This window comes from Knoellia sp. Soil729 (assembly GCF_001427985.1).
Taxonomy (GTDB): domain Bacteria; phylum Actinomycetota; class Actinomycetes; order Actinomycetales; family Dermatophilaceae; genus Knoellia.
This window is the reverse complement of sequence record NZ_LMSA01000002.1, coordinates 187565-211008: the sequence shown is the minus strand read 5'-3', so window position 1 is coordinate 211008 and position 23444 is coordinate 187565. Positions and strand designations below refer to the sequence as shown.

Sequence of the window (23444 nt, the reverse complement as noted above, 5' to 3'; positions counted from 1 at the left end):
ACGGGACCTCCGTCACGCGGGCTTCGACCCGGTGCGTGGCAGTGACTAGCATCGGGGGAGGCCCTTGGGCACCCAGCCCGACATCGACGTTGGAGGACAGCAGTGAGCACCCCCTCGACCCACAACACCGACCCCACAGTCATCGTCGCGGGAGCACGCACCCCGATGGGACGCATGAGCGGCAGCCTCAAGGGCTTCAGCGGCTCCGACCTCGGCGGCTTCGCCATCAAGGGCGCCCTCGAGAAGTCCGGCGTCAAGCCCGAGGACGTCGACTACGTCATCATGGGCCAGGTCCTCACGGCAGGCGAGGGCCAGATCCCCGCCCGCCAAGCCGCCTTCAAGGCCGGCATCCCCTTGGACGTCCCGTCACTCACGGTCAACAAGGTCTGCCTGTCGGGCATCGACGCCATCGCGCTCGCCGACCAGCTCATCCGCGCCGGCGAGTTCGACATCGTCGTCGCCGGTGGGCAGGAGTCCATGACCAACGCACCGCACCTGCTGCCCAAGAGCCGGGACGGCTACAAGTACGGCGACGTCACCCTGCAGGACTCGATGGCCTACGACGGCCTCTACGACATCCTCACCACGCAGGCGATGGGATCGCTCACCGAGTCCCGCAATGCGGACTCCGGCAACTTCAGCCGCGAGGAGCAGGACGCGTTCGCGGCCCGCAGCCACCAGCTTGCGGCCAAGGCCTGGAAGGACGGCCTGTTCGACGACGAGGTCATCCCCGTCTCCGTGCCGCAGCGCAAGGGTGACCCGATCGAGTTCACGCAGGACGAGGGCATTCGCGCCGACACGACGCCCGAGTCGCTGTCACGGCTTCGCCCGGCCTTCGCGAAGGACGGCACCATCACCGCCGGCTCCGCCTCGCAGATCTCCGACGGTGCCTGCGCCGTCGTCGTCATGAAGAAGTCCAGGGCAGAGGAGCTCGGCCTTGACTGGCTCGCCGAGATCGGCGCCCACGGCGTCGTGGCCGGTCCGGACTCGAGCCTGCAGTCCCAGCCGGCCAACGCCATCAAGAAGGCGTGCGAGCGCGCCGGCATCTCGCCCACCGACCTCACTGCCATCGAGATCAACGAGGCCTTCGCCGCCGTCGGGCTCGCCTCGACCAAGGAGCTCGGCGTCGACCCCGAGATCGTCAACCCCAACGGTGGCGCCATCGCCACCGGACACCCGCTCGGCATGTCGGGGGCGCGCGTCGTCCTGACCCTGGCGCACGAGCTGAAGCGTCGTGGCGGGGGCACCGGCGCAGCGGCGCTCTGCGGCGGTGGAGGCCAGGGCGACGCCCTCCTGCTCACCGTGCCGGCGTCGAGCTGACCCCGCGCACCGTCGACGTCCCCTCTCTCGTTGCGCAAGCGAGGGAGGGGCGTTCGCGTGCAGTGGCCCGACTCATCTCGCTCGTCGAGGACGGCCATCCCGCGCTGCCCGAGGTGATGGCTGCCCTCGCCCCGCACAGCGGTGGCGCGCACGTCGTCGGGCTGACCGGTTCGCCCGGTGTGGGCAAGTCGACGACGACCGCTGCCCTCATCACCGCACTGAGGGGACAGGGCAAACGGGTCGCCGTCCTGGCAGTGGACCCCTCATCGCCGTTCTCCGGCGGGGCGCTCCTCGGTGACCGCATCCGGATGGAGCAGCACGCCACGGACCCCGGCGTGTTCATCCGCTCGGTCGCCTCGAGGGGGCACCTCGGCGGGCTGTCCTTCGCCACGCCGCAGGCGCTGCGGGTGCTCGACGCCGCGGGCTTCGACGTCGTGCTCCTCGAGACCGTCGGCGTCGGCCAGTCGGAGGTGGAGGTGGCGGCGCGGGCCGACACGACGGTCGTCATCGTCGCGCCGGGCATGGGCGACGGCATCCAGGCGGCCAAGGCCGGCATCCTCGAGATCGGTGACGTCTTCGTCGTCAACAAGGCCGACCGGGACGGTGCCGACGACACCGTGCGCGACCTGCGCCACATGATCCAGCTCGGCAACCGTGAGCGGACCGTGGACTGGCGGACCCCGGTGGTGAGGACGGTCGCCAGCCGAGCGGACGGCATACCGGAGCTTGTCGACTCCCTTGCGGCACACCGGAAGTGGCTCATGGAGTCGGGCGCTCTCGCGGAGCGGCGGCGGCGCCGGGCGCAGGCCGAGATCGAGGCCATCGCCCTGGCGACCCTGCGACGCCGGCTCGGTGGGGAGGGCGGTCTCGTCTCCGAGGACCTCGCTGCCGCCGTCGCCGCGGGGACGACCGACGTCTATGCCGCTGCGCACCAGGTCGTCGGAGCAGTGACGACGGGCACCGAGCCCCACTAGCGTGATGCGGGTGACTCCACCCGGCACGCGCCCGACGCCCGTCATCCTCGTCCTCGGCTCCGATTTCCGGCAGGCCATGGTGGACGTGCTCACCCAGAGGTACGGGAGGGAGTACGAGATCCTCGCGCCCTCCTCGATGGAGGAGACGATCGAGGTCCTCACCGAGCTGAGGACAGGACAGCGTCCGGTGGCGCTCGCGGCCTGCGAGTTCTTCGCCGGAGGTGAGAAGGCCACCCACCTGCTCGCCAAGCTCCAGAAGTTCATGCCGAGCGCCCGACGCCTCGTCTATGTCCCGGCGCAGCGGTTCCGGGGCGCCGTGAGGCAGCTGCACGAGAGCCTCGCCGAGGGCCGGCTCGACCTCTACCTCATGCTGCCGCAGGGGCCGCGCGACGAGGAGTTCCACACGGCGATCGCCGAGACCCTGTCGGACTGGGCGCAGTCGGGAAGCTACTCCGAGATCGACGGCACCCGGATCATCGCCGACGGGCCCTCCCCGGACCTGGCCAGGATCCGGGACTTCCTCGACCGGATGGGCCTGCCCAACACGGTGCACGCACCCGACAGCCCCGCCGGTGTCGCCGCGCTCGCCGTCGCCGGTCCTGACACGCCCCTCCCGCTGCTGCAGGCGCCGAACGACGACTCCCTCCTCTCGAACCCGTCGAACGCCGACCTCGGAGCCGTCCTCTACGGACGGCCCACCGACATCGGTGAGGACGCCGTCTGCGACCTCGTCGTCGTCGGAGCCGGACCGGCTGGGCTGGCCGCCGCCGTCTATGCCGCGTCCGAGGGGCTCGACACGCTCGTCATCGACCAGGGCCCGATCGGCGGACAGGCGGGCACGAGCTCGATGATCCGCAACTACCTCGGCTTCCCGCGGGGGATCTCGGGGATGCGGCTGGCCCAGCGTGCCCGGTCGCAGGCGGTGCGCTTCGGGGCGAGGTTCCTCGCGGGGCAGGAGGTCACCGGTCTGCGGCTCGGCGGCGGACCGGAAGGCAGCCACGTCATCGAGCTGGGGGAGGAGACGGTGCGGGGGCGCTCGGTCCTCATCGCCACGGGCGTCGACTACCGCCGCCTCGGAGTCGAGGCGCTCGAAGGCCTCGTCGGGCGCGGTGTGAACTACGGAGCGGCGGTGAGCACGTCACGGGAGGTCAAGCACAAGCGCGTCTTCGTCGTGGGTGGGGGCAACAGCGCGGGCCAGGCGGCAGTGCACCTCTCGCGGTTCGCGCAGCACGTCACGATGCTCGTCAGACGCGGGGACCTCGCCTCGAGCATGTCGAGCTATCTCATCCGCGAGATCGAGGGCAATCCGCGGGTCACCGTCCGACCGCGCACCATGGTCACCGACGGGGGCGGCGAGGGCCACCTCGAGTGGCTCAACCTGCGCGACCTGGACTCCGGCGACGACGAGCGGGTGGACGCCGCAGGGCTCTACCTGTTGCTCGGCGCACAGCCCACGTGTCAGTGGCTCCCCACGGACGTCGCCCGGGACGAGCGTGGCTTCGTCCTGTCGGGGGCCGACACGCCCTGGCAGTCCTGGCAGGGAGGTCGTCCGCCCGCGCCGTACGCGACCACGGTCCCCGGCGTCTTCGTGGCGGGCGACATCCGTTGCGGGTCGATGAAGCGGGTCGCCTCCGCCAGCGGTGAGGGTGCGGGGGTCGTGCCTCTCGTGCACGCCCACCTGGCATCTGTCGCGAACTGAGGCGGACGGCATACGGTGGATGCATGCTCGTTGCCTTCTCCGTGTCCCCGTCCGTCTCCGACGACCAAGGAGGAGTCGCCGGTGCGGTCGCCGACGCCGTGCGCATCGTGCGCGAGAGCGGTCTGCCGCATCGCACCGACTCGATGTTCACCACGATCGAAGGCGAGTGGGACGAGTGCATGGCCGTGGTGAAGGCGTGCGTCGACGCCGTTGCGGCGCATGGGCCGCGCGTCTCGCTCGTGCTCAAGGCCGACGTGCGGCCCGGGCGCACCGGCGAGCTGACCGCCAAGCTCGAGCGTCTCGAGGCGACGCTCGCGCAGGGCTGATCGCGCCGCCCCCCGCACCCCCTGGAGCAGGTTGCGAAAACGTCACGGTTGACGTCAACGAATCGGATACTCGGTGCACGTGGCTACCGTGACCGGGGGTGCGCCCTGCACCCATCGATGAGCGGGGAGAGACCGACGCATGTGGAAGGCCATCCGCTACCGCGGCGGTCAGTCGTTGGTCCTCGTGCTCATCTCGGCGCTCGTGGCCACCTGCGCCGCGTTCGCCCCGCTGTTCTCCCGCTCGATCGACCAGGCGCTCCTGCGAGCAACGCTGGGCAGGCTGGAGACGGCAGACCTCAAGCTCAGCGTCCTGGCGAGCCGCGCGGCTGACGCGACGCTCACGGCGCAGGCGGTCGAGGCGGGCATGCCAGTGGGCCTGCAGCAGTGGTACGAGCCGGGCCTGTCGATGACGACCGCCGAGAGCCAGGTCGTGCCGACTGCCGGCAAGAAGCCGTCACCGGTGCGTCTCGTCGCGCGCGACGAGGTCTGCGAGCACATCACCCTGGACGAGGGCTCGTGCCCGTCGTCCGCGCGCGACCTGCTCGTCTCCACCGCCGACGCCAAGGTCTGGGGCTGGAAGCCGGGGTCGACCCTCACGGTTCCCGACCAGGAGCAGAAGCCCATCGACTACACGATCGCGGGCACCTACACGGCCAAGGACGAGCCGGACTACTGGCTGCGCACCGAGGTGCAGGGCAAGTCGGGCAACCTCATCGAGTTCGGCGACCTCGTGCCGGGCATTGACGACTTCATCGTCGCTCCTGCGGGTCTGGCCGAGGGCTGGCAGCGTGCTCAGCTGTCCGTGGACTACCGCCTCAGGTCCTCGACGATCACCCTGGACTCCCTCGCCGCGGCGGGAGCGGCGGTCGCCGCCATCCGGCCGCCGGCACAGGCCAGCGTGGGCAGCCCGTTGCCCGAGATCGCCGAGCAGGTCGACAACGGCCAGGCGCTGGTCCGCCAGCTCGTACCGTTGCTCATCGCCCAGCTCGTGGCCGTGGCGCTCGCGGTGCTCGTGCTCGTCGCCGGTGCGGCCGTCGCGCAGCGGCGCCCGGAGATCGCGGTCGCCCGGCTGCGTGGGCGCAGCCGCGACGCGAGCCGGCGGCTGGTCATGGCGGAGCTGGGCCTGACCGTGCTCCTGGGCCTGCCACTCGGCGTGTTGATCGCCGTCGGGCTGAGCGAGCTCGTGCGTCGCCTCATCCTGCCTCCGGGCGTGCCGTTCGAGCTGGGCTGGCAGGTCCCGGCCGCCGCGGCCGTCGCCGGGGTCGCGTCACTTGCCGTCGTGTATGCCGCCGCGCGGCCCGTCCTGCGTGAACCGATCGCCTCGCTGCTGCGCCGAGTTCCTCCGGCCACCGCCGGCAGGAGCCTGCGGGCCGGTGACATCATCCTCGTCGTCCTCGCAGCGGTCGGCATTGTCGGCATCGCGACCAACCAGGTCACCGGACCCATGGCCATCCTCACCCCGACGCTGCTGGCGCTCGCGGCAGGCGCCCTGCTGGGCGCGGTCGTGGTCGTCGTCGCGACGGTGATCGGGCAACGCTGCCTTGCCTCCGGGAGCCTGAGGTCAGGCTTGGCCGCGCTCGCCCTGGCGCGTCGCCCGACGACGCGTCACGTGCTCCTCGTCGTGACGGCCGTGTCGGCTCTCGTCGTCTTCGCCAGCAATGCCGTCGCGGTTGCGGACCGCAACCGCGAGGACCGGGCCGAGGTGACGGTCGGCGCCTTTGCGGCGCTGCGGACCGGGTCCAAGGACCCGACTGCGGTGGCCCGGGTGGTCGACCAGCTGCCACCGGGACAGCGTGAGCACGCCATGCCGGTGGGCCTCGTCCGCCAGAATGACCCGGACTCGACGACGACCCTTGCGGCTCGCCCTGACCAGTTCCGCAGGATCGCCTACCCGCCCGCCTCGCAGCCCTCCCTCGACCTCGGCGCGCTCGACCCGCCGGACCAGAAGCCGGTCACCCTGCGCGGCGAGCGACTCACCGCCAAGGTCGACTACGCGCTCTCCGCGGTGGGCACCGGCTTCGGCAAGCGTCCCGACGACGTGCCGCCCGAGCAGTGGACGGCGCCGTCGGTCAAGGTCAAGCCCCTGCGCCTGGGCATCTCGGTCACGACAGCCGACGGTGACGTCCTCACCAGGGACCTCGCCAGCCTGCCGCACCTGGGCCGGGGGTCGCTGACCGTCGACGCACCGGTGCTCTGCCCCCAGCAGTGCCGCCTCCAGTCCCTGTGGTTGCGCCTCGACACGGTTCCCGGTCTCGAGGCGGTCGGCGGCACGGTCGACATCTCCGCACTGGCACTCGACGGCAAGGATCTCGGCATCGACGGGGTGGGTGGCTGGCTGCCCCCTCGCGGTGACGCGGAGGACCCGAGTGGTGGCTCGTTCGGTGCCGTCATCGACCCCGCGACCGGGTTCCCCGTCGAGACCCAGGGGCTGCCCACCGACTCCATTGCTCTCGCGGCGGCTCCCTCGGGCGGCCTGCGGTTGACGTTCACCAACACGGGACGCGTCGCCTCCGTCAACCGAGCCGATGCGCCCGAGCTCACCCCGGCCATCCTGTCGGGACGAATCCCCTCGGGGGGCACGGCGACGAGGTTCGACATCCAGAGCCTGGCTGGCCGGACGACGTCGGCGACCGCCGAGCAACGGGTCGCCGCACTGCCGTTCGTCGGCGACCGAGGTGCGCTGGTCAACCTCGACCTCATGCTGCGCGTGGGTGGCACCCTTCCGGCCCTGGGTGCCATGGAGGTATGGGTCGACGACCAGTTCCCCGGTGGGCTGGAGGGTGCCGAGAAGGCGCTGCGTGACCACGGTGTCGAGGTCCTCTCCACCCGCACGCTCGCGGCCGAGAAGCGGCTGCTCGACGAGTCGGCCACCGGCTGGGGCCTGCTGCTGTTCCTCTTCACCGCCATCCTGTCCCTGCTCCTTGCTGCGGTGATGCTGGTGGTCGTGGCCATGACCACCGGGCGGATCGTGTCCAAGGACATCGCGGCACTGCGGGTCGCGGGGGTCTCCGGCCGGGACCTGCGACGAGCCACCGTGCGTGAGTACCTCGCTCCGGTGCTGCTCGCTGCCGCCGTCGGCGCCCTGTGTGGGGTGGCAGGCGCGGTCCTCGCGATGCCCCTGATCCCGCTCTTCGACACTCCTGCACCCGTTCCCGCACTCGACCACTCGCCTGCCTGGCTGGTCATGGCCGGGTCCTGGGTGCTCGCCCTGCTCGTGCTGTTCGCCGTTGCCGCCGTCCTCGCCCTGCGCGCGGCCCGGCGAGGCGACGCGGACCGACTGAGGGAGGCATGGTGACCGGACTGCCCGTAATGACCGCCGGCCTCGTGCACATCTATCGAGCCGAGCACCATGACGTCGCCGCCCTCGCAGGGGTGGACCTCTCGGTGCAGGCCGGTGAGATGGTGGCCCTGCTCGGGCCCTCGGGCGCCGGGAAGTCCACGCTGCTCACGCTCTTCGGCGGACTGCTGCGCCCGAGCGCGGGCCGCATCCGCATCGGTGAGCACGAGCTGTCGCGGATGTCGGAGGCGGACCTGGACTCCCTGCGCGGTCGCGAGGTGGGGATCGTCCTCCAGGGCGCGTCACGCAACCTCATCCCGCACAAGACGATCCGCGAGAACGTCGCCTTCGCGCAGGGTTCCCGTGCGCGCGGTGAGGACGTCGCGCCCGTCGACGAGGTCCTCGACCTGGTCCGCCTGGGCGACCGGGCCGATGAGCCGCTGACGTCGTTGACTCCCGGGGAGCTGCAGCGCGGTGCCCTGGCGGTGGCCGTGTCCACTCGGCCCGGCCTGCTCCTGGGTGACGAGCCGACGAGCCAGCTCGACCACGACGCTCGCGACCAGGTCCTGCAGACGCTCAGCGACATCAACACGAGGTGGGGCACCACGGTCATCGTCGTCACGCACGACCCGGAGGTTGCTGCGCGTATGCCGCGGACGGTCACCATCCGCGACGGCCGGGTCGGCGCCGAGGGCCGTGAGGGAGAGGAGTTCGCCGTGGTGTCCGCCGACGGGTCCGTCCCGCTGCCTCCCCACGTGCTGGCCACCCTGACTCCGGGCACCCTTGTCCGGCTCGTGGAGTCGGAGCAGGGCTGGACCCTGGTCAGGGACGAGCTCGAGGAGGTGCCCGATGGGGAAGCACTCTGAGCGCGGGCCCCGACCGCAGCGGGGTAGCGAGCGGCACTTAACCGCAGCTGCGGTGGCCGAGGTGCCGGCGCACATCGACGTGCGTGAGCTCTCGGTGAGCTATGGCGAGGTGGCGGCCCTTCGCGGGGTCTCCCTCAGCGCGGGTCCCGGTGAGTTCGTGGCGATCACCGGCCACTCCGGCGCCGGGAAGACGACGCTGATCAATGCCATCGCCGGCATTGTGCCCCTCGCCGGCGGTGAGGTCGACCTCGGCCGGGGCAGCGACGCGTCGCGTGACCTCGAGACCGTGGCGATCATCCCGCAGGGCAACGGGCTGGCCAGCGTGCTGACGGCCTACGAGAACGTCCTCGCTCCGCTGCGTGCACGAGGCCATGGAGCGCAGGTGGCGGCAGCGCGCGCCACCGAGGCGCTGCGCTCGGTAGGGCTGGGGGAGTCGGGGTCGCACCTCGTCGAGGAGCTGAGCGGCGGTCAGCAGCAGCGGGCAGCCGTCGCCCGGGGCCTGGCGCTGGGGGCGCGCATCCTGTTGGCCGACGAACCCACGAGCGAGCTCGACCACGACAACCGCGAACGCGTCCTGGAGCTCATGCGCGCCCAGGCTGACGACGGGGCGATCGTCATCATGACCACTCACGACCCCGAGGCCGCCGAGCGGGCGGACCGGGTCGTCCGGCTCGACGACGGCGAGGTTCTCCCGGGCTGACCCCGGCGCGGGGCGGTCCATGTCGTTCTCGTCCGGCCATGGCGCTGTGACGGCGTGGCCCGACAGGAACGACATGCACGGGCGAGAGCTGCAGTGCTGGGCGGTTCCGATCAGTGCGGGGCGAAGAGGGCCGCGAGCTCGGGGTGCGCTCGCCGGTAGCCCTCGAAGAGCGCCCGCGCCGTCGACACGGAGTCGACGAGGGGATGGAGGGCGAATGCCTTGACGGCAGCCTGCTCGGACCCGGTCGTGGCGGCCTCGATGACGAGGCGCTCGACCGCCTTGACCTGCTGCATGAGCCCGAGCATGTGGCCCTCCACCGGTGCGAGCGCTCGCGCGTGCGGACCGTCTGCGTCGACATCGCAGGGGATCTCGACAACCGCGTCGTCCGGCATACCGGGCACTGCCCCGGCACCACGGATGTTGAGGATCATCGACGAGGTCTCTCCGCGGCTGATGGCCGCCATGATGGCCAGGGCCACGCCCTCGTAGCCGCCACCCGCGACGTCGGCGGCGTCGCGCTCCTCGTCCTCGGCGCGCGCCTCGCGCATGTAGGTGGCGTCGCGCTCCTCGCGCACCCGCCTCCACTCGGCGGCCGCGGTCTCGGGGTGCTCGGCAACGGCCGCGTAGAAGGCGTCCTGCTGGTCGAGAAGAAACTCCCCCCGGGTCTGCGGCGCCGCGAGGATCGCGGCCCTCGCCTCGCGCCCGAAGTAGTAGTAGTAGAGGTACTCGTTGGGGATGGCACCCAGGGCGCGGACCCACTCCGGCCCGAACAACCGCCCCTCCTCGAGGGTGAGCAGTGCCGCCGGGTCGGCGAGCAGCTCGGGCAGGTGGTCGCTCCCGTCGACACGCAGGGCTCGAAGCCACCCGAGATGGTTGAGGCCCACGTAGTCGATCTCCGTGGCCGAGGAGTCGAGACCCAGTGCACCAATTGCCCTGCGCGCCAGCGCAATCGGTGAGTCGCAGATGCCGATCACCCGGTCTCCGAGCACTGCCTGCATGGCCTCCGTCACGATGCCGGCAGGGTTCGTGAAGTTGATGAACCATGCGTCGGGGGCAACCTCGCGAGTGCGCCGGGCGATGTCGAGGGCCACCGGAACGGTGCGCAGGGCATAGGCCAGGCCGCCCGGGCCGGTGGTCTCCTGGCCGAGGACGCCGAGGTCGAGGGCGACCCGCTCGTCGCGCGTGCGGCCGGCGAGGCCGCCCACGCGGATCGCGGAGAAGACGAAGTCGGCGCCGCGCAGCGCCTCGTCGAGGTCGGTCGTCGCGTTCACCGCGGGTGCGTGGGCCACGCCTGCGCCGGCCTGGGTCAGCACCCGGCTCATGGCACGCAGGCGTGCCTCGTCGAGGTCGTGGAGCACGACCTCGGTGACCCGACCTTCCGAGTTGTCGCGCAGCAGGGCGCCGTGGACCAGGGGGACGCGGAAGCCTCCGCCTCCCAGGATCGTCAGCTTCACGCGAGAACCACCTCCACGCCGCGCTCGCGGCACTCGTCAAGGATCGCCGGATCGGCACCCGCAGTGGTGACGAGGACGTCGACCTGGTCCACCCGGCATACGCGCAGAGTTCCGGAACCGGGAATCTTGTGGCCGTCCGCGACGAGGACGACCTCGCGGGCAGCCGCGATGAACGCCCGCTTCACGGGCACCTCGACGAACGTGGAGTCCATGACCTGGCCCCCGCCGGACAGCCCGCTCGTGCCAAGGAAGGCACGGTCCACGCCGATCTGGTGCACGGCGTCCTCGGTGAGCACACCGACGAGGGAGTGGTAGGGGCGCCGCACCATCCCCCCGAGCAGGATGAGCTCGACGGACTCGTCGAACCTCAGGACGTCCAGGACGGCGAGGCTGTTGGTGACCACGGTGATCGATCGGCCGCGCAGCTCACGGGCCAACAGGGCGGTGGTGGTGCCGATGTCGAGGGCGATCACCTCACCATCACGCACCCGCGCGGCGGCGGCCGCGGCGACGAGAGACTTCTCGCGGGTGTCGGCGCGGGCGACGGCATCGAAGGGGCGGGACGTGTCGGGGTCGGAGGCGGTGACGGCCGCGCCACCGTGGACCCGGGTGAGCACGCCGGCCCGGTCGAGCTGGTGCAGGTCGCGACGGATCGTCGACGCGCTCACGTCGAGGGCGCTCGAGAGCTCCCGGACCGAGACGCTCCCGCCCTCGCGGACCCGGGCCACGATCTCGCTGTGCCGTTGCACCTTCACCTTCCGAAACGTACCAAGAGTGCGCACTTTCAGCCATGGTTGCGCGCACGTGGTTCGAGGGGAGCGTGCCACCGATCGCAAAGCGCGCAGAAACGCGCACGATGGCCTTGCGGTGGCCTCGATGTCAGGACACGATGTCGTTCGTGCCGGGAGATTCCATCTACGACCCGCTCGCCTCGCTGCGTCGCGACGGCGACCCCGCCTTCGACGTCTTCGTGCAGGGAACCGTCTTCCTCGACATCATCTTCACCGGCCTGAGCGCCATGCCCAAGAACGGCACGGAGGTGTGGGCCGAGGGGATGGGCTCGTGCCCGGGCGGCATCGCGAACCTCGCCGTGGCGGCCGCCCGGCTCGGGCTGCAGACCTCGCTGGGCGCTGCCTTCGGTGACGACGACTACGGCGAGTTCTGCTGGCGCTCCCTCGAGGAGCAGGAGCACGTCGACCTCTCGCGTTCGCAGCGCTATCCGCACTGGCACACCCCCGTCACCGTCTCGGTGTCCGTCGGTGGGGACCGGCGGATGATCACGCACGGCCATGCCGCACCGGAGTCCGCCACGGAGATGATCGGGTCCGCACCCCGCGCCCGCTCACTGCTCATCGACCTCGACGCCGAGCGCGTGCTGGGCGAAGGGCACCCGGAGCGGCAGTGGGTGGAGCAGGCCGCAGCCGATGGTGCCCTGCTCTTCGCGGACGTGGGCTGGGACCCGACCGGGCGCTGGTCCCCGTCGGTGCTCGACCAGCTCAAGCACTGCCACGCCTTCCTTCCGAACGCCACCGAGGCCATGGCCTACACCCGCACCGACTCCGCACACGACGCGCTCTACGCCCTGGCCGACCTCGTGCCGCTCGCCGTCGTCACGAACGGGCGCGACGGCGCCGTCGCCATCGACTCCGCGACCGGGGAGGAGGCGTCCGTTCCCGCGCTGAGGGTCGACGCCATCGACCCGACCGGGGCCGGTGACGTCTTCGACGCGGCGATCCTCGTGGGCACCCTGGCAGGCTGGCCGCTGCTCGACCGGATGAACTTCGCCACCCTGTGCTCCAGCCTGGCCGTCCAGGAGTTCGGTGGCTCGCTCGCCGCTCCCGGGTGGGGAGACCTCGCCGACTGGTGGCACCGGGTGCGCCGCCAGCCCACGTCCAACGCTGCCGCCCGCTCGGTGCAGCGTCGCTTCGCCTTCCTCGACGACCTCGTCGCGGAGGTCCCGCCGGGCGCGGTGCGCCGTGCGGCGGCGACCATCGCCAAGCTGTCCGACGCCCAAGCGCCCACCACCCCGCAGCCACCCGAACCACTTCCCGAGGAGACATCATGAACCGCACGCGCACCCTGCTGCTCGCTCTCACGGCGGGCGCCGGGCTCGCCCTCAGCGCCTGCGCGCCGGGCAGCTCGGGCTCCGGCTCCGGTGACGCGTCGAAGGCGCCCTCGCCGGAGACGGTCAAGACCGACGCCGCGGCCCTCGGTGACGTCACGCTGACCGTCTGGGACCAGGAGGTGCGCGGCGGGCAGGCCAAGCAGATCGAGACGCTCAACGCCGACTTCCAGAAGACCTACCCCAACATCAAGATCAAGCGGGTGTCACGATCCTTCGACGACCTCGTCAAGACCCTGCGGCTCGCCCTCAGCGGGGCCGACGCCCCCGACGTGGTGCAGGCCAACAACACCCGCTCGCAGATGGGCGAGTTCGTGAAGGCGGGCCAGCTCGTGAACCTCGACCCGTACGCCGCGGCCTACGGGTGGGACAAGCGCTACCCGCAGTCGGTGCGCAACGTCGCCTCCTACTCTCCGGACGGCAAGACCTTCGGCTCGGGGTCGCTCTTCGGCATGCCTCAGGTCGGCGAGGTCGTCGGCATCTTCTCCAACGCCGCAAAGCTCAAGACGCTGGGCATCAACCCACCCAAGACCTGGGCCGAGTTCGACGCGGCGCTCGCGACGGCGAAGTCCAAGGGAGAGGTCCCGCTCGTCCTCGGCAACCTCGAGAAGTGGCCGGCCGGCCATGTCTTCGGCGTGGTTCAGGGCCGCTTCACCAAGGCCGAGGACATCCGCACGCTCGGCTTCGGGCAGAGCGGCGGCAACTGGGTCACGCCCGAGAACACCAAGGCCGCACGGACCCTCGTGGACTGGGTCGACAAGGGCTACTTCAGCCCCGGCTTCAACGGACTCGACTACGACCCTGCCTGGCAGGGGTTCACCAAGGGCAAGGGCGTCTTCCTCATCGCCGGGTCCTGGCTGCAGGCCGACCTGTCGGCCGCGATGAAGTCCGACGTGACGTTCTCGCTGCCGCCGGCCCCGGAGGCGGGCGGCACCCCGGTCACCACGGGTGGGACCGGCCTGCCCTTCGCGATCACGCAGAAGGCGAAGAACAAGGATGCGGCGGCGGCATACATCAACTTCCTCACGAGTCCGGACGCCATGAAGGTGCTCGCCGAGAACGGCAACCTTCCCGTCGTCGAGACTGCTGAGCAGAAGGCTCCCGACGCGCTCGGGACCGACATCTTCGCGGCGTTCGGTGCGGTGTCCAAGAACGACGGCCTCGTGCCCTACCTCGACTGGGCGACTCCCACCATGGGCGACACCCTCGGCGCCAGGTTGCAGGACCTGCTCGCCAAGAAGCTCACGCCCGAGAAGGCTCTGGAGGCGCTGCAGAAGGACTACAGCGAGTTCACCAGCAAGTGATGGAGGCGCGAGCCCGGGCCCATGGTCCACCGGGAGAGCCTCGGCGCATCGGTTACCTGTTCGTCCTCCCGGCCTTCCTCGTGTATGCCGTGTTCGCCCTCTACCCGCTGCTCAAGGCCGTCTACCTCTCGCTCTTCGAGTGGGACGGGCTCACGGTCGGGACGTGGGCTGGGCTGTCGAACTACCGGGAGGTGCTCACGGACGAGCGGCTGCGCGCGTCCTTCACGCACGCCCTGGTGCTCATGCTCTTCTTCGCCGTCGTGCCGCTGTTCGTCGGCCTCCTGCTCGCCGCGATCCTGCACCGGGCGACCGTGCGCGGACTGGGCTTCTTCCGCACCGTGGTCTTCCTGCCACAGGTCGTGGCCATGGTCGTGATCGCCGTGGCCTGGCGCCGGATCTATGCCCCGGATGGCTCCATCAACGCGGTCCTGCGCTCCATCGGGCTGGAGTCGTGGACGCGAGGCTGGCTGGGGGAGTATGCCTTTGCCCTCCCAGCCGTCGGCCTCATCGGGACGTGGTTCGAGAGCGGACTCGTCACCGTGCTGCTGCTGGCCGGGATGGGCCGCATCTCTCGCGACCTCTACGAGGCGGCCCGGCTCGACGGCGCGGGGGCGGTGCGTGAGTTCTTCGCGGTGACCCTGCCGTCGGTGCGCGGCGAGATCGCGGTGGCGCTGACGCTCACCGTCATCGCGGCGCTGAAGACGTTCGACCTCATCTACATGACGACCTCGGGCGGGCCGGGACACACCACGACCGTGCCGAGCTACGAGGTCTACCGGCAGGCGTTCGAGCTCGGTCAGGTCGGGCTCGCCTGCACGATCGGCGTCTGCCTCACCGTCATCATCTTCGCGATCAGCTTCGTCATCACCAGGGTCGGCGACAGGGGGGCCGACTGATGCGCGTCTCCGGCTCCGAGCGGACGATGAACTACGTCATCCTCGTGGCGTTCGCCGTCTTCGCGATCTACCCGATCCTCAGCATCGTCATCGCCGGCCTCCAGCCCGACGCCGAGGCCCACGGCGGTCTGGGCAACCTGCAGCAGGCGTGGGAGATCGGTCGCTTCGGCAGCTACCTGCGGACCAGCCTGCTCGTGTCCACCTTCGTGGTCGCGGTGAGCACGGTGCTGTCGGTCCTGGCCGGGTTCGCCTTCGGGACCATGCGGTTCAGGGGAGCGGACGCGATCTTCTACCTCATGCTCGTCGGCATCATGATGCCCGCCGAGGCGATCGTCGTGCCGCTCTTCTTCGACCTGCGGGCCATCGGGCTGACCGACACCTTCTGGGCGATCGCGCTGCCTCAGGTCGCCCAGTCGGTGGCGTTCGGGACCTTCTGGCTGCGGGCGGCGTTCCGGTCGAGCTCCCGCTCGCTCATCGAAGCGGCCCGTCTCGATGGCGCGTCCACCGGGCGCATCCTCTGGCAGGTGCTCGTGCCCCTGGCGCGGCCCGCGATCGTCACCCTGGTGGTGCTGACGTTCATGTGGACGTGGAACGAGTTCCTCATCCCGCTCGTCATGATCCCGACCAACGAGGCGCTGCGCACGGCACCCCTGGGGCTCGGCTTCTTCTCGGGTCAGTACACGCAGGGCTACGCCCTGCTCGCAGCAGGCGCGACGATCGTCGCGCTGCCTGTCGTCATCGTCTATCTCTTCCTGCAACGGCACTTCATCGCCGGGATGCTCGAGGGGGCGGTGAAGGACTGACTCCTGCCGGTGGGGTCGGTCGGCACGTCCCGCGAGGTGGGCGAGGGCAGGTGCCGCTAGCGTGCTCGTGTGCCCAAGGACCTCAAGCTGCCCTTCGACCCCATCGCCCGTGCCGGTGAGCTCTGGCGCGCGCGATGGGGCGAGGACAGTGAGGTCTCGCCCATGGTCACCGCGACGTCGATCATGCGAGTCCAGCAGCTGCTGCTCGGGAAGTTCGACGCCATCGCGGGGCGGCACGGCCTGACCTTCGCGCGCTACGAGGCCCTGGTCCTCCTGGCCTTCAGCCGGGAGGGTCGCCTGTCGATGGGGCGCATCGGTGAGCGGCTCATGGTGCACCCGACCAGCGCCACCAACATCGTCCAGCGACTGGCCGCCCAGGGCTTTGTCGAGCGCGTGACCAACCCGGCGGATCGGCGGGGGGCGTTCGCTGTGATCACCGACACCGGCCGGGGCGCGATGGAGGCGACGACCGCCGACCTCGAGGCGGTGGAGTTCGGGCTCGGGATGCTCGAACCTGAACAGCAGGCCGAGCTGTTCTCCCTGCTCAGGGGCGTGCGGGTGGCTGCCGGGGACTTTCTCGACACCGGTGAGGAGCCTGCCTGGTCGCCGGTGGGTCGCTCCTGACGGACGCGCTCGGGGGAGGGCCGGAGGGGTGCCCGACGTTGTTCCGCGGGTGATGGCAGGCCTCGACGATTTGGCTACGGCCACCCTCCTTTGTCATGGTGGAGAGCAGTCCGTGACCGAAATGAGACATCTTTCGGCCACCGCCCGTGCTCCAGAACAAAGGACCTTGCATGCCCACGCTCGCCAAGCGGGTCGTCGGTGCTCTCCTCGCCCTCCTCGGCCTGGTGCTCACCGTCATCGGCCTGTGGTACGCCCTCCACCTCGGTGGCAGCGGTACCGCGACCTTCTCTGCCACGAGCACCGGGACCAACCCGGTGCTCGTCCCGCAGACCGTCCTCAACCGCGTCGACGGCGACGTCAAGGTCACGGCCACTCCCCGCAAGGGTGGCTCGGTGTGGCTCGCTGCAGCCGCGCCCTCCGACGCGAAGGCCGTCCTCGGGCGGAGCGCGCACACCACGGTCACGGGGGTCAGCACCATGCCCTGGGAGCTCACGACCACCACCGACGGCACGGGCGAGACCCCCGCGCTCGACACGTCCGACGTGTGGCGCAACACCGACGCCGGTGACGGTGCCGTCTCGATGACCGTCGAGCAGGCCAACGCGCCGGAGACGGTCATCGCGCAGGCGACCACGGGCCAGCTCGCGCGCATCGACCTCACCTGGGAGCGCAAGTCCTGGTTCGTCCAGTCCGTCATCGCGGCCCTCGTGGGCCTGTTCCTGCTCCTCAGCGGGCTCAGCCTGCTGTGGAGCTCACGCCGCGACGCCAGCGCCGGCCGCACCCGCGCGGACCAGCCGACCCACGAGGGGGAGACCTCATGATCGCTCTCACCCGACGTGGCATCACCGCCTCCGTTGCCGGCCTGACCCTGGCCGCGAGCCTGGCCGGCTGCGGTCTCGGCGCCAGCGTCGTCGGTCTCCACGACGCCCCGGCCGAACGCACCGACGCCGCGCCCCTCAACGTCGACGGCGCGGAGAAGGTGGCGGCGAGGGTCCTCGACGCTGCCGCCGCTGCGCGGGGCGCCACGGGTACCGCGGCCGCCAAGGCCCAGTCCGAGGTCCTCGCGGGCGCCGCCCTCGCCCAGGCCAAGGCGGCGACCAGGCTGGGCACCGTGACGGCATCGGACCCGCTGCAGCAGTCGAGCGACCCGGAGGTCGTCGCAGTGTCCAGCGGCAAGGCGTGGCCGCGCGCGATCCTCGTCGGCACCCTCGACAAGGCGAGCAAGACGCAGACGCTGCACGTCCTGATGTCCGCGTCCGCGACCGAGCCGTTCAAGGTCCATGCCTCGGTGCCGATGCTGCCCGGCACGAGCATCCCGGCCATCGGCGACCTCGCGGTCGGTTCTCCCCTGGTCAAGCCGACGGACAAGGCGGGCGCGCTGTTCACCCCGATCCAGGCCCTCACCGGCTACGCCTCCGGGTTGAACTACCCGAAGCCGACGGTCAACAAGTCCATCCCCACGACCGACGCCTACGCCACTGCCCTGCGCTCGTCGACGGCCGCTCAGGTCAGGTCGCTGGGCAAGCTGGCCACGCTGTCGCAGAAGCACACCGTGGTCCCCGACAACACGATCGCCTTCCGCCTGGCCGACGGTGGCACGGTGACCTTCGGCCAGCTGGTGCGCAAGGACGTCATCACGGCCAACAAGGCTGCCAAGGAGCTGGTCATCCCCGGCACCTACAGCAAGCTCATCGGCAAGACGAAGGCCAACAAGAGCATCACCATCAACAGCCTCGAGAACCTCGTGATGGTCGTGCCCGCCACGGGAACCACCTCGACGGTCGGCGCTGACGAGCAGATCGTCTCGGCCACCGCTGAGTGACCGGCTGCTCAACCCGAACCCCCGATTTCGACCCGGTCCCACGCCCATGGCGCAGGGCCGGGTCGAACATTTGAGAGGATCCCTGTCATGAGTACCACCCCCACCCCGCCCTCGGGCGCACGCGGCGCCATCGACCTCTCCGCCCTCGGCGCCTCCCCGGCTGCCTCCGCAGGCACGGCCTCCGCAGCTGGTGCGCCCGGCTCCCCGGGCGCCGGCAGCTCCGGCCTGCCTGCTGGAGTTCTCGTCGACGTCACGGACGCGACCTTCTCCGAGGTGATGAACCGGACGTTGCAGGTTCCCGCCGTGCTCGTGCTGTGGTCCTCCGCGCACGAGCAGACCGTCGGCCTCGCCGAGCGCGTCGCAGCGGTCGCGGCCCAGCTCGAGGGACGCGTGTTCGTCGTCTCGGCCGACGTGCAGAGCTCGCCGGGCGTCCTTCAGGCCTTCCAGCAGGTCATCGTCCAGGCCTTCGGCCAGCTGACCGTGCCCGTGACGTTCGGCCTGCTCCAGGGGCAGCCGGTCCCGCTCTTCCCGGGACTGCCCCAGGACGACGAGATCCGCACCATCCTCGACCAGCTCGTCCAGGCCGCCATCCAGAACGGCATCACCGGCCGCGTCGACCTCGGCCCGGTCGCCGGTGCCAGCGCCAGTGACGACGAGGAGCCGGCCCTGCCCCCGCTCATCCAGCAGGCCTACGACGCCATCGACCGCGGCGACCTCGACAGTGCCGTCGCGGCCTACGAGAAGGCGCTCGCCGCCAACCCCAAGGACCACGAGGCCGAGCTGGGCCTCGCCCAGGTGCGGCTCATGCAGCGCACCGAGGGGCTGGACCCGCAGGCGGTTCGCGCCGCGGCCGCCCACTCGCCGGAGGATGTCGACGCGCAGATCGCGGTGGCGGACCTCGACGTCCTCGGTGGGCACGTCGCCGACGCCTTCACCCGTCTCATCGACGCCGTGAAGGCCACCGAGGGCGAGGACCGCGACAAGGCTCGCACCCACCTGCTCGAGCTGTTCAACGTCGTGGGCAACCACGACGAGCGGGTGCGCAAGGGCCGCACGGCGTTGATGAACGCCCTCTTCTGAGGTGCCGCCCAAGCTGCTCGACGACCACGTGCGCTTCCGCTTCGCCGGGGCGCCAGAAGCCGTCGGTGTCTCCCTGGACTGCGACTCCGTGATCCCGGGCGGGCGCGCGTTCGCCCTCGTCGATGACGTCTGGGAGCTCGCGCTGCCGCGGCCGGACCTCCAACGCATCGAGTACCGCTTCATCGTCACCCGTCCCGTCGAGGACGGTGTCGCGGCGGAGACCATCCTCGACCCGGACAACCCCGTCGTGGTCGAGACCGCCTTCGGCTCGCGTTCCGTGATGCAGATGCCGGGGTATGCCGTTCCCTCCTGGCTGTCCGAACCCTCCGTCCCCGGCCGGTTCACTCCGATGGCCCTCGAGGGTGAGACGGTCGCCGACGTGCCGGTGACGATCTGGGAGCCCGAGGGGAGCGAGGGGCAGCCGCTGCCGCTGCTCCTGGTCAACGACGGCCCGGAGTACGACCAGCTGGCCTCGATCACGCAGTTCTCGGGCGCCAAGATCGCCTCCGGAGAGCTGCCTCCCCACCGGTTGGCGTTGGCGCACCCGGTCCTGCGGGACGCGTGGTACTCGGGTTCGCCGAAGTACCTGCGGACCATTGCGGGACAGGGGTTCTCGCGCATCAACGAGGACTTCCCGACCCAAGGTCCCGTCGTCGTCATGGGTGCCAGCCTCGGGGGCCTCACGGCACTGCTCGTCGGCCTGCTCGACGTCGCAGAGATCGGGGGAGTGTTCTCCCAGTCGGGGTCGTTCTTCCAGCACAAGCACGACGGCCAGGAGAGCTCCTACAAGTACTTCGACCGGATCTCACGCCGGGTCCAGGAGATCCTGGACATGCGCTCGGTGGCCCGACCGCTCCGGATCGGCCTCACGTGCGGGGCGCTCGAGGAGAACGCCGCCAACAACCGTGACATCGCGGCAGCGCTGCGACGGGCCGGTCACGACGTGACGCACACGGAGGTCCGCGACCTGCACAACTACACCGCGTGGCGCGACGCGCTCGACCCCCATCTGGGCGATGTGTTGCGGGACGTGTGGGGGGACGCGCAAGGATAGGCACCATGCACCGCGCCGAGGCTCGCCTCCCAGTGCCCGGCCTCGACACCGAGCTCCGGGTGGTGCGACACGGCCACTACGGGCAGCCACTCCTGGCCTTCCCCTGCGAGGGCGGCAGTGCCGCGGACTTCGAGGGCCGTGGGCTGCTGGAGTCGGTCCGCGACCTCGTCGATGCCGGACGCGTCAGGGTCTTCGCGGTCGACTCCCTGGACGGCTGGACGTGGTCGGCCAACGACATCCCGACCGACGAGCGGGCAGCCCGGCACGGCACCTACCAGGCGTGGGTCGAGCAGCAGGTGGTCCCGTGGATCGGCGAGCAGACAGGCGGCCAGCCCGAGCTCATCACGTTCGGCGTCTCCCTCGGTGCGTACCACGCGGTGCAGTTCGCCCTGCAGCGCGCGGACCTGGTCCCCCTGGCCATGGGCTTCTCCGGCAACTACGACCCCTCGACCTGGAACGCGTGGGGTGACCTCGGTGACGCGACCTACTTCGCCAACCCCACGGCATACCTTCCGGGACTCGACGGTGAGCACCTCGAGTGGCTCCGTTCGCGACTGTCGGTGCTGCTCGTCGTGGGTGAGGGTCCGTTCGAGGTGTCACCGACAGGGGCCCTGCCCGGGACTCGCGCCTTCGCGGATCTGCTGTCCCATAGGGGAATTCGTCACGAGCTCGACGTCTGGGGCGCTGACTCCGCCCACGACTGGCCGTGGTGGCAGAAGCAGCTTGCGCACCATCTCCCACGATTCGTCTGAGAACTGGCAGCATCGGCACCACCCAACGAAGGGACGCACATGGCACCCAAGACCGACCACCTCATCGGCCTCCTGCTCGGCGCTGAGGACGACTGGCCGACCGCCTTCGAGGCCCTGGCCCGCCGGCTCGGTGTGGTTCGGACCGCCGACGGTGCGGACCACCGGGTGAGCACCGAGCGGCTGTCGATCGAGCCCTTCAACCTGCGCGACCGCCCCCGCCAGGACCTCGTCATCGACCGGCTCGCGCACTGGTACTACCACCCACGCGAGTGGCTCAAGAAGGTCTCGCTCATGGACGACGTCTACCTGCTCAACAGTCCCTTCACGTTCCAGTCGATGGAGAAGCACTCGGCCTACTGCGCGCTCATGCGGCTCGGGATGCACGTGCCCGACACGGTGCTCGTGCCCTACAAGAACCCCGTCGACAACTCGCGCTGGGCCTACACCTCCAGCCGCTACAACCAGTCCTTCGACCTTGACGCGATCGCCGACGAGCTGGGCTATCCCATGTTCATGAAGCCGTTCGACGGTGGCGCGTGGCGCGGCGTGTCGCAGATCAAGGATCGCGAGGCGCTGCACCACGCCTACGACGACTCGGGCGAGATGCTCATGCACCTCCAGAAGGCCGTCGATGGCTTCGAGGTGTTCGCGCGGGCACTGACCATCGGGCCCGAGACGATGGTGATGAACTTCCGCCCCGACGAGCCGATGCACAACCGCTACGCCGTCGACCACGGCTTCCTCTCCGACGAGACCGGTCGCGAGGCCGTCACCATCGCGCAGACGGTCAACGCCTTCTTCCGGTGGGAGTTCAACTCCTGCGAGATGCTCGTGCGCGACGGGGTGCTGTACCCGATCGACTACGCGAACGCCTGCCCCGACGTCGCGGTCACGTCGCTGCACTACTACTTCCCGTGGGCGATGAAGGCCCTGCTGCGGTGGTCGGTCTACTGCACCGTCACCGGACGCAAGGCGCGCACCCAGGTCGACACCGACCCGTGGTTCGCCATCGCGGACGACGCGGCGCTGGACTACGCAGGCAAGCTCACGGCATACCAGGGTCTGGCCGACGACCACTTCGAGACCGAGCGCTACCAGGAGTTCTGCGCGACCTCACTGCCGCACGTCGACGAGATGGTGCACGAGTGGATCGGCTCAGACGAGTTCCGCAAGTTGTTGCAGACGACGATCCACCAGACCTATCCACCGCACGAGTGGGAGAAGTTCGAGGGCCACTTCGGCGGGCTGCTCGGGATGTGGCTCACGGACGAGCAGCACCGGCTGGGATCGGTCGCCGGGGCCTGACCTCATCTCTCACGCGGCGGCGAGGTACCCACGGATGCGAGCCACGAGCACCTCGGCTCGCGTGAGGTCGGCCCAGGTGACGCGCACGACCCGGAAACCGGCGTCGCGCAGGCGCTCCTCCCGACGCTTCTCCTCCATGAGGGCCCGCTTACCGTCGAGCCCGTCGTACTTGATCGCCCCGTCGAACTCCACCACGACACGATCTGCGACCAGGAAGTCGACACGACCGATGAATCCCTCGGCATCGCTCAAGGAGACCTGGGAGCGTACGTCGAGCCCAGCAGCGGTGAGGATGATGCGAGTTCTGGTCTCGCCAGGGGATTCGCACTTCGGGTCAATCGCCTCGATCGAGGCGCGCGCCTGCTCAGCGCCGTAGCGGATCGCCGAGCTGCTCAGGCCTGTCGACAGGGCATCCACCGTCGTCTCACGCCGCTTGACCGCCGCGTCCATCGCGACCACGCCGCTGACGAAGCCGTGGTCCGCTGCAGTGAGCAGACAGGCATCGACGACGGATACGGCCATGGACTCCGGGTCCTTGATGAGGGCCCGCTGTGCAGGAGTCGCCACGTGAACGTGCAGACCCGCGCGCCTCTTGCTCGTGGTGACCGCGGCGGCGACGTCGACCAGCGAGGTGTTCACCCCGAACAGTGGAAGGCCATGCAGGGCCAGTGCCGCGTGGTGCGACGCCAGCCAATGAGGGTGCCCGAGCAGCACACCCCGGACCAGGAGTGCGAAGCGATCGTGGGCCTGGGTCGCCGCCCACACCCTCTGGTCCACGAAGATGCCGGGACGAAGCCGGTGCAGAGCCTGTGTGCGCAGGGCCGCAGCGACCACTGAGGGTGAGATGTGGCGAGCGCGGGCGATCTGACGGGTCACGAGGCCGCGGTGCTCAGCGGCGATGGCCGCCAGAGGGCCGGAGAGTTCGCTCATGCACGCAAGGGTGCCCGAATCGGAGGTCAGCGCGGTTGAGTTCTCCACAGGGGGCCGACTGATTCGGCTCGGGAGCCGGGTGTCCGCTGCGGAGCCGGATCAATGAGGCGCGGGAGGTCGACACAGGCTCGGGAGC

The 23444-nt window shown here is 70.4% G+C and carries 21 protein-coding genes; 18 read left to right on the top strand and 3 right to left on the bottom strand.

Going from position 1 to position 23444, the window contains the following annotated elements:
- Nucleotides 1-102 precede the first annotated feature (102 nt).
- The 7 genes from ASG74_RS05915 (at nucleotide 103) to ASG74_RS05885 (ending at nucleotide 9162) form a co-directional block, all read left to right on the top strand.
- Entirely contained in the window at nucleotides 103-1320 is a 1218-nt protein-coding gene (locus tag ASG74_RS05915) for an acetyl-CoA C-acetyltransferase (RefSeq protein WP_082569550.1), read from the top strand.
- Nucleotides 1317-2294, top strand: coding sequence for a methylmalonyl Co-A mutase-associated GTPase MeaB (gene meaB / locus ASG74_RS05910; protein ID WP_056143196.1), 978 nt, complete (start codon nucleotides 1317-1319; stop codon nucleotides 2292-2294). Before ASG74_RS05915 ends, meaB begins: the two co-directional genes overlap by 4 nt.
- 10 nt (nucleotides 2295-2304) lie before the next feature.
- Nucleotides 2305-3993 (top strand): FAD-dependent oxidoreductase, encoded by a 1689-nt coding sequence (locus tag ASG74_RS05905; protein WP_156465301.1) that lies wholly within the window; start codon nucleotides 2305-2307, stop codon nucleotides 3991-3993.
- Nucleotides 3994-4016: 23 nt separating this feature from the next.
- Nucleotides 4017-4319 (top strand): thiamine-binding protein, encoded by a 303-nt coding sequence (locus ASG74_RS05900; RefSeq protein ID WP_056140152.1) that lies wholly within the window; start codon nucleotides 4017-4019, stop codon nucleotides 4317-4319.
- A gap of 139 nt (nucleotides 4320-4458) precedes the next feature.
- On the top strand, nucleotides 4459-7614 hold the full coding sequence (locus ASG74_RS05895) for an FtsX-like permease family protein (protein WP_056140149.1): 3156 nt from the start codon (nucleotides 4459-4461) through the stop codon (nucleotides 7612-7614).
- Nucleotides 7608-8462 carry an ABC transporter ATP-binding protein gene (locus tag ASG74_RS05890; RefSeq protein ID WP_056140147.1) on the top strand — a complete coding sequence of 285 codons (855 nt, stop codon included), beginning with the start codon at nucleotides 7608-7610 and terminating at the stop codon, nucleotides 8460-8462. Before ASG74_RS05895 ends, ASG74_RS05890 begins: the two co-directional genes overlap by 7 nt.
- 52 nt (nucleotides 8463-8514) lie before the next feature.
- Nucleotides 8515-9162, top strand: coding sequence for an ABC transporter ATP-binding protein (locus ASG74_RS05885; protein WP_056140144.1), 648 nt, complete (start codon nucleotides 8515-8517; stop codon nucleotides 9160-9162).
- A 110-nt stretch (nucleotides 9163-9272) separates the two neighbouring features.
- Here ASG74_RS05885 and ASG74_RS05880 read toward each other — a convergent pair whose 3' ends face one another.
- The gene (locus tag ASG74_RS05880) at nucleotides 9273-10616 is read right to left on the bottom strand and encodes a 6-phospho-beta-glucosidase (protein ID WP_056140141.1); all 1344 of its coding nucleotides are present in this window, start codon (nucleotides 10614-10616) and stop codon (nucleotides 9273-9275) included.
- Complete coding sequence (locus ASG74_RS05875; RefSeq protein ID WP_056140138.1) at nucleotides 10613-11371, bottom strand: DeoR/GlpR family DNA-binding transcription regulator; 759 nt, start codon at nucleotides 11369-11371, stop codon at nucleotides 10613-10615. Before ASG74_RS05875 ends, ASG74_RS05880 begins: the two co-directional genes overlap by 4 nt.
- Before the next feature lie 134 nt (nucleotides 11372-11505).
- On the opposite strand from ASG74_RS05875, the gene ASG74_RS05870 reads away from it, so the two are divergent.
- The 11 genes from ASG74_RS05870 (at nucleotide 11506) to ASG74_RS05820 (ending at nucleotide 22378) form a co-directional block, all read left to right on the top strand.
- A complete protein-coding gene (locus ASG74_RS05870) occupies nucleotides 11506-12681 on the top strand; it encodes a carbohydrate kinase family protein (protein ID WP_056140135.1) in 1176 nt (391 codons plus the stop codon).
- Complete coding sequence (locus tag ASG74_RS05865; protein WP_056140132.1) at nucleotides 12678-14042, top strand: extracellular solute-binding protein; 1365 nt, start codon at nucleotides 12678-12680, stop codon at nucleotides 14040-14042. The genes ASG74_RS05870 and ASG74_RS05865 overlap by 4 nt, the downstream gene beginning before the upstream one ends.
- The gene (locus ASG74_RS05860) at nucleotides 14042-14938 is read left to right on the top strand and encodes a carbohydrate ABC transporter permease (RefSeq protein WP_056140123.1); all 897 of its coding nucleotides are present in this window, start codon (nucleotides 14042-14044) and stop codon (nucleotides 14936-14938) included. Before ASG74_RS05865 ends, ASG74_RS05860 begins: the two co-directional genes overlap by 1 nt.
- Nucleotides 14938-15741 (top strand): carbohydrate ABC transporter permease, encoded by an 804-nt coding sequence (locus tag ASG74_RS05855; RefSeq protein WP_056140120.1) that lies wholly within the window; start codon nucleotides 14938-14940, stop codon nucleotides 15739-15741. Before ASG74_RS05860 ends, ASG74_RS05855 begins: the two co-directional genes overlap by 1 nt.
- 69 nt (nucleotides 15742-15810) lie before the next feature.
- A complete protein-coding gene (locus ASG74_RS05850; RefSeq protein ID WP_056140118.1) occupies nucleotides 15811-16365 on the top strand; it encodes a MarR family winged helix-turn-helix transcriptional regulator in 555 nt (184 codons plus the stop codon).
- A gap of 170 nt (nucleotides 16366-16535) precedes the next feature.
- Entirely contained in the window at nucleotides 16536-17186 is a 651-nt protein-coding gene (locus tag ASG74_RS05845; RefSeq protein WP_056140115.1) for a hypothetical protein, read from the top strand.
- Nucleotides 17183-18187, top strand: a complete 1005-nt coding sequence (locus tag ASG74_RS05840; RefSeq protein ID WP_056140113.1) for a hypothetical protein — start codon at nucleotides 17183-17185, stop codon at nucleotides 18185-18187. Before ASG74_RS05845 ends, ASG74_RS05840 begins: the two co-directional genes overlap by 4 nt.
- An 87-nt stretch (nucleotides 18188-18274) precedes the next feature.
- Nucleotides 18275-19267, top strand: a complete 993-nt coding sequence (locus ASG74_RS05835; RefSeq protein ID WP_056140109.1) for a co-chaperone YbbN — start codon at nucleotides 18275-18277, stop codon at nucleotides 19265-19267.
- Nucleotide 19268: 1 nt separating this feature from the next.
- Nucleotides 19269-20321: an alpha/beta hydrolase gene (locus tag ASG74_RS05830; protein WP_056140107.1), complete on the top strand. Its 1053-nt coding sequence runs from the start codon at nucleotides 19269-19271 to the stop codon at nucleotides 20319-20321.
- 5 nt (nucleotides 20322-20326) lie between these two features.
- Nucleotides 20327-21073: an esterase family protein gene (locus tag ASG74_RS05825; protein ID WP_056140103.1), complete on the top strand. Its 747-nt coding sequence runs from the start codon at nucleotides 20327-20329 to the stop codon at nucleotides 21071-21073.
- A 39-nt stretch (nucleotides 21074-21112) separates the two neighbouring features.
- Nucleotides 21113-22378 (top strand): ATP-grasp domain-containing protein, encoded by a 1266-nt coding sequence (locus ASG74_RS05820; RefSeq protein WP_056140100.1) that lies wholly within the window; start codon nucleotides 21113-21115, stop codon nucleotides 22376-22378.
- A gap of 9 nt (nucleotides 22379-22387) precedes the next feature.
- Here the strand turns inward: ASG74_RS05820 and ASG74_RS05815 are convergent, their stop codons facing one another.
- Nucleotides 22388-23308 (bottom strand): type IV toxin-antitoxin system AbiEi family antitoxin domain-containing protein, encoded by a 921-nt coding sequence (locus ASG74_RS05815; protein WP_156465300.1) that lies wholly within the window; start codon nucleotides 23306-23308, stop codon nucleotides 22388-22390.
- Nucleotides 23309-23444 lie beyond the last annotated feature (136 nt).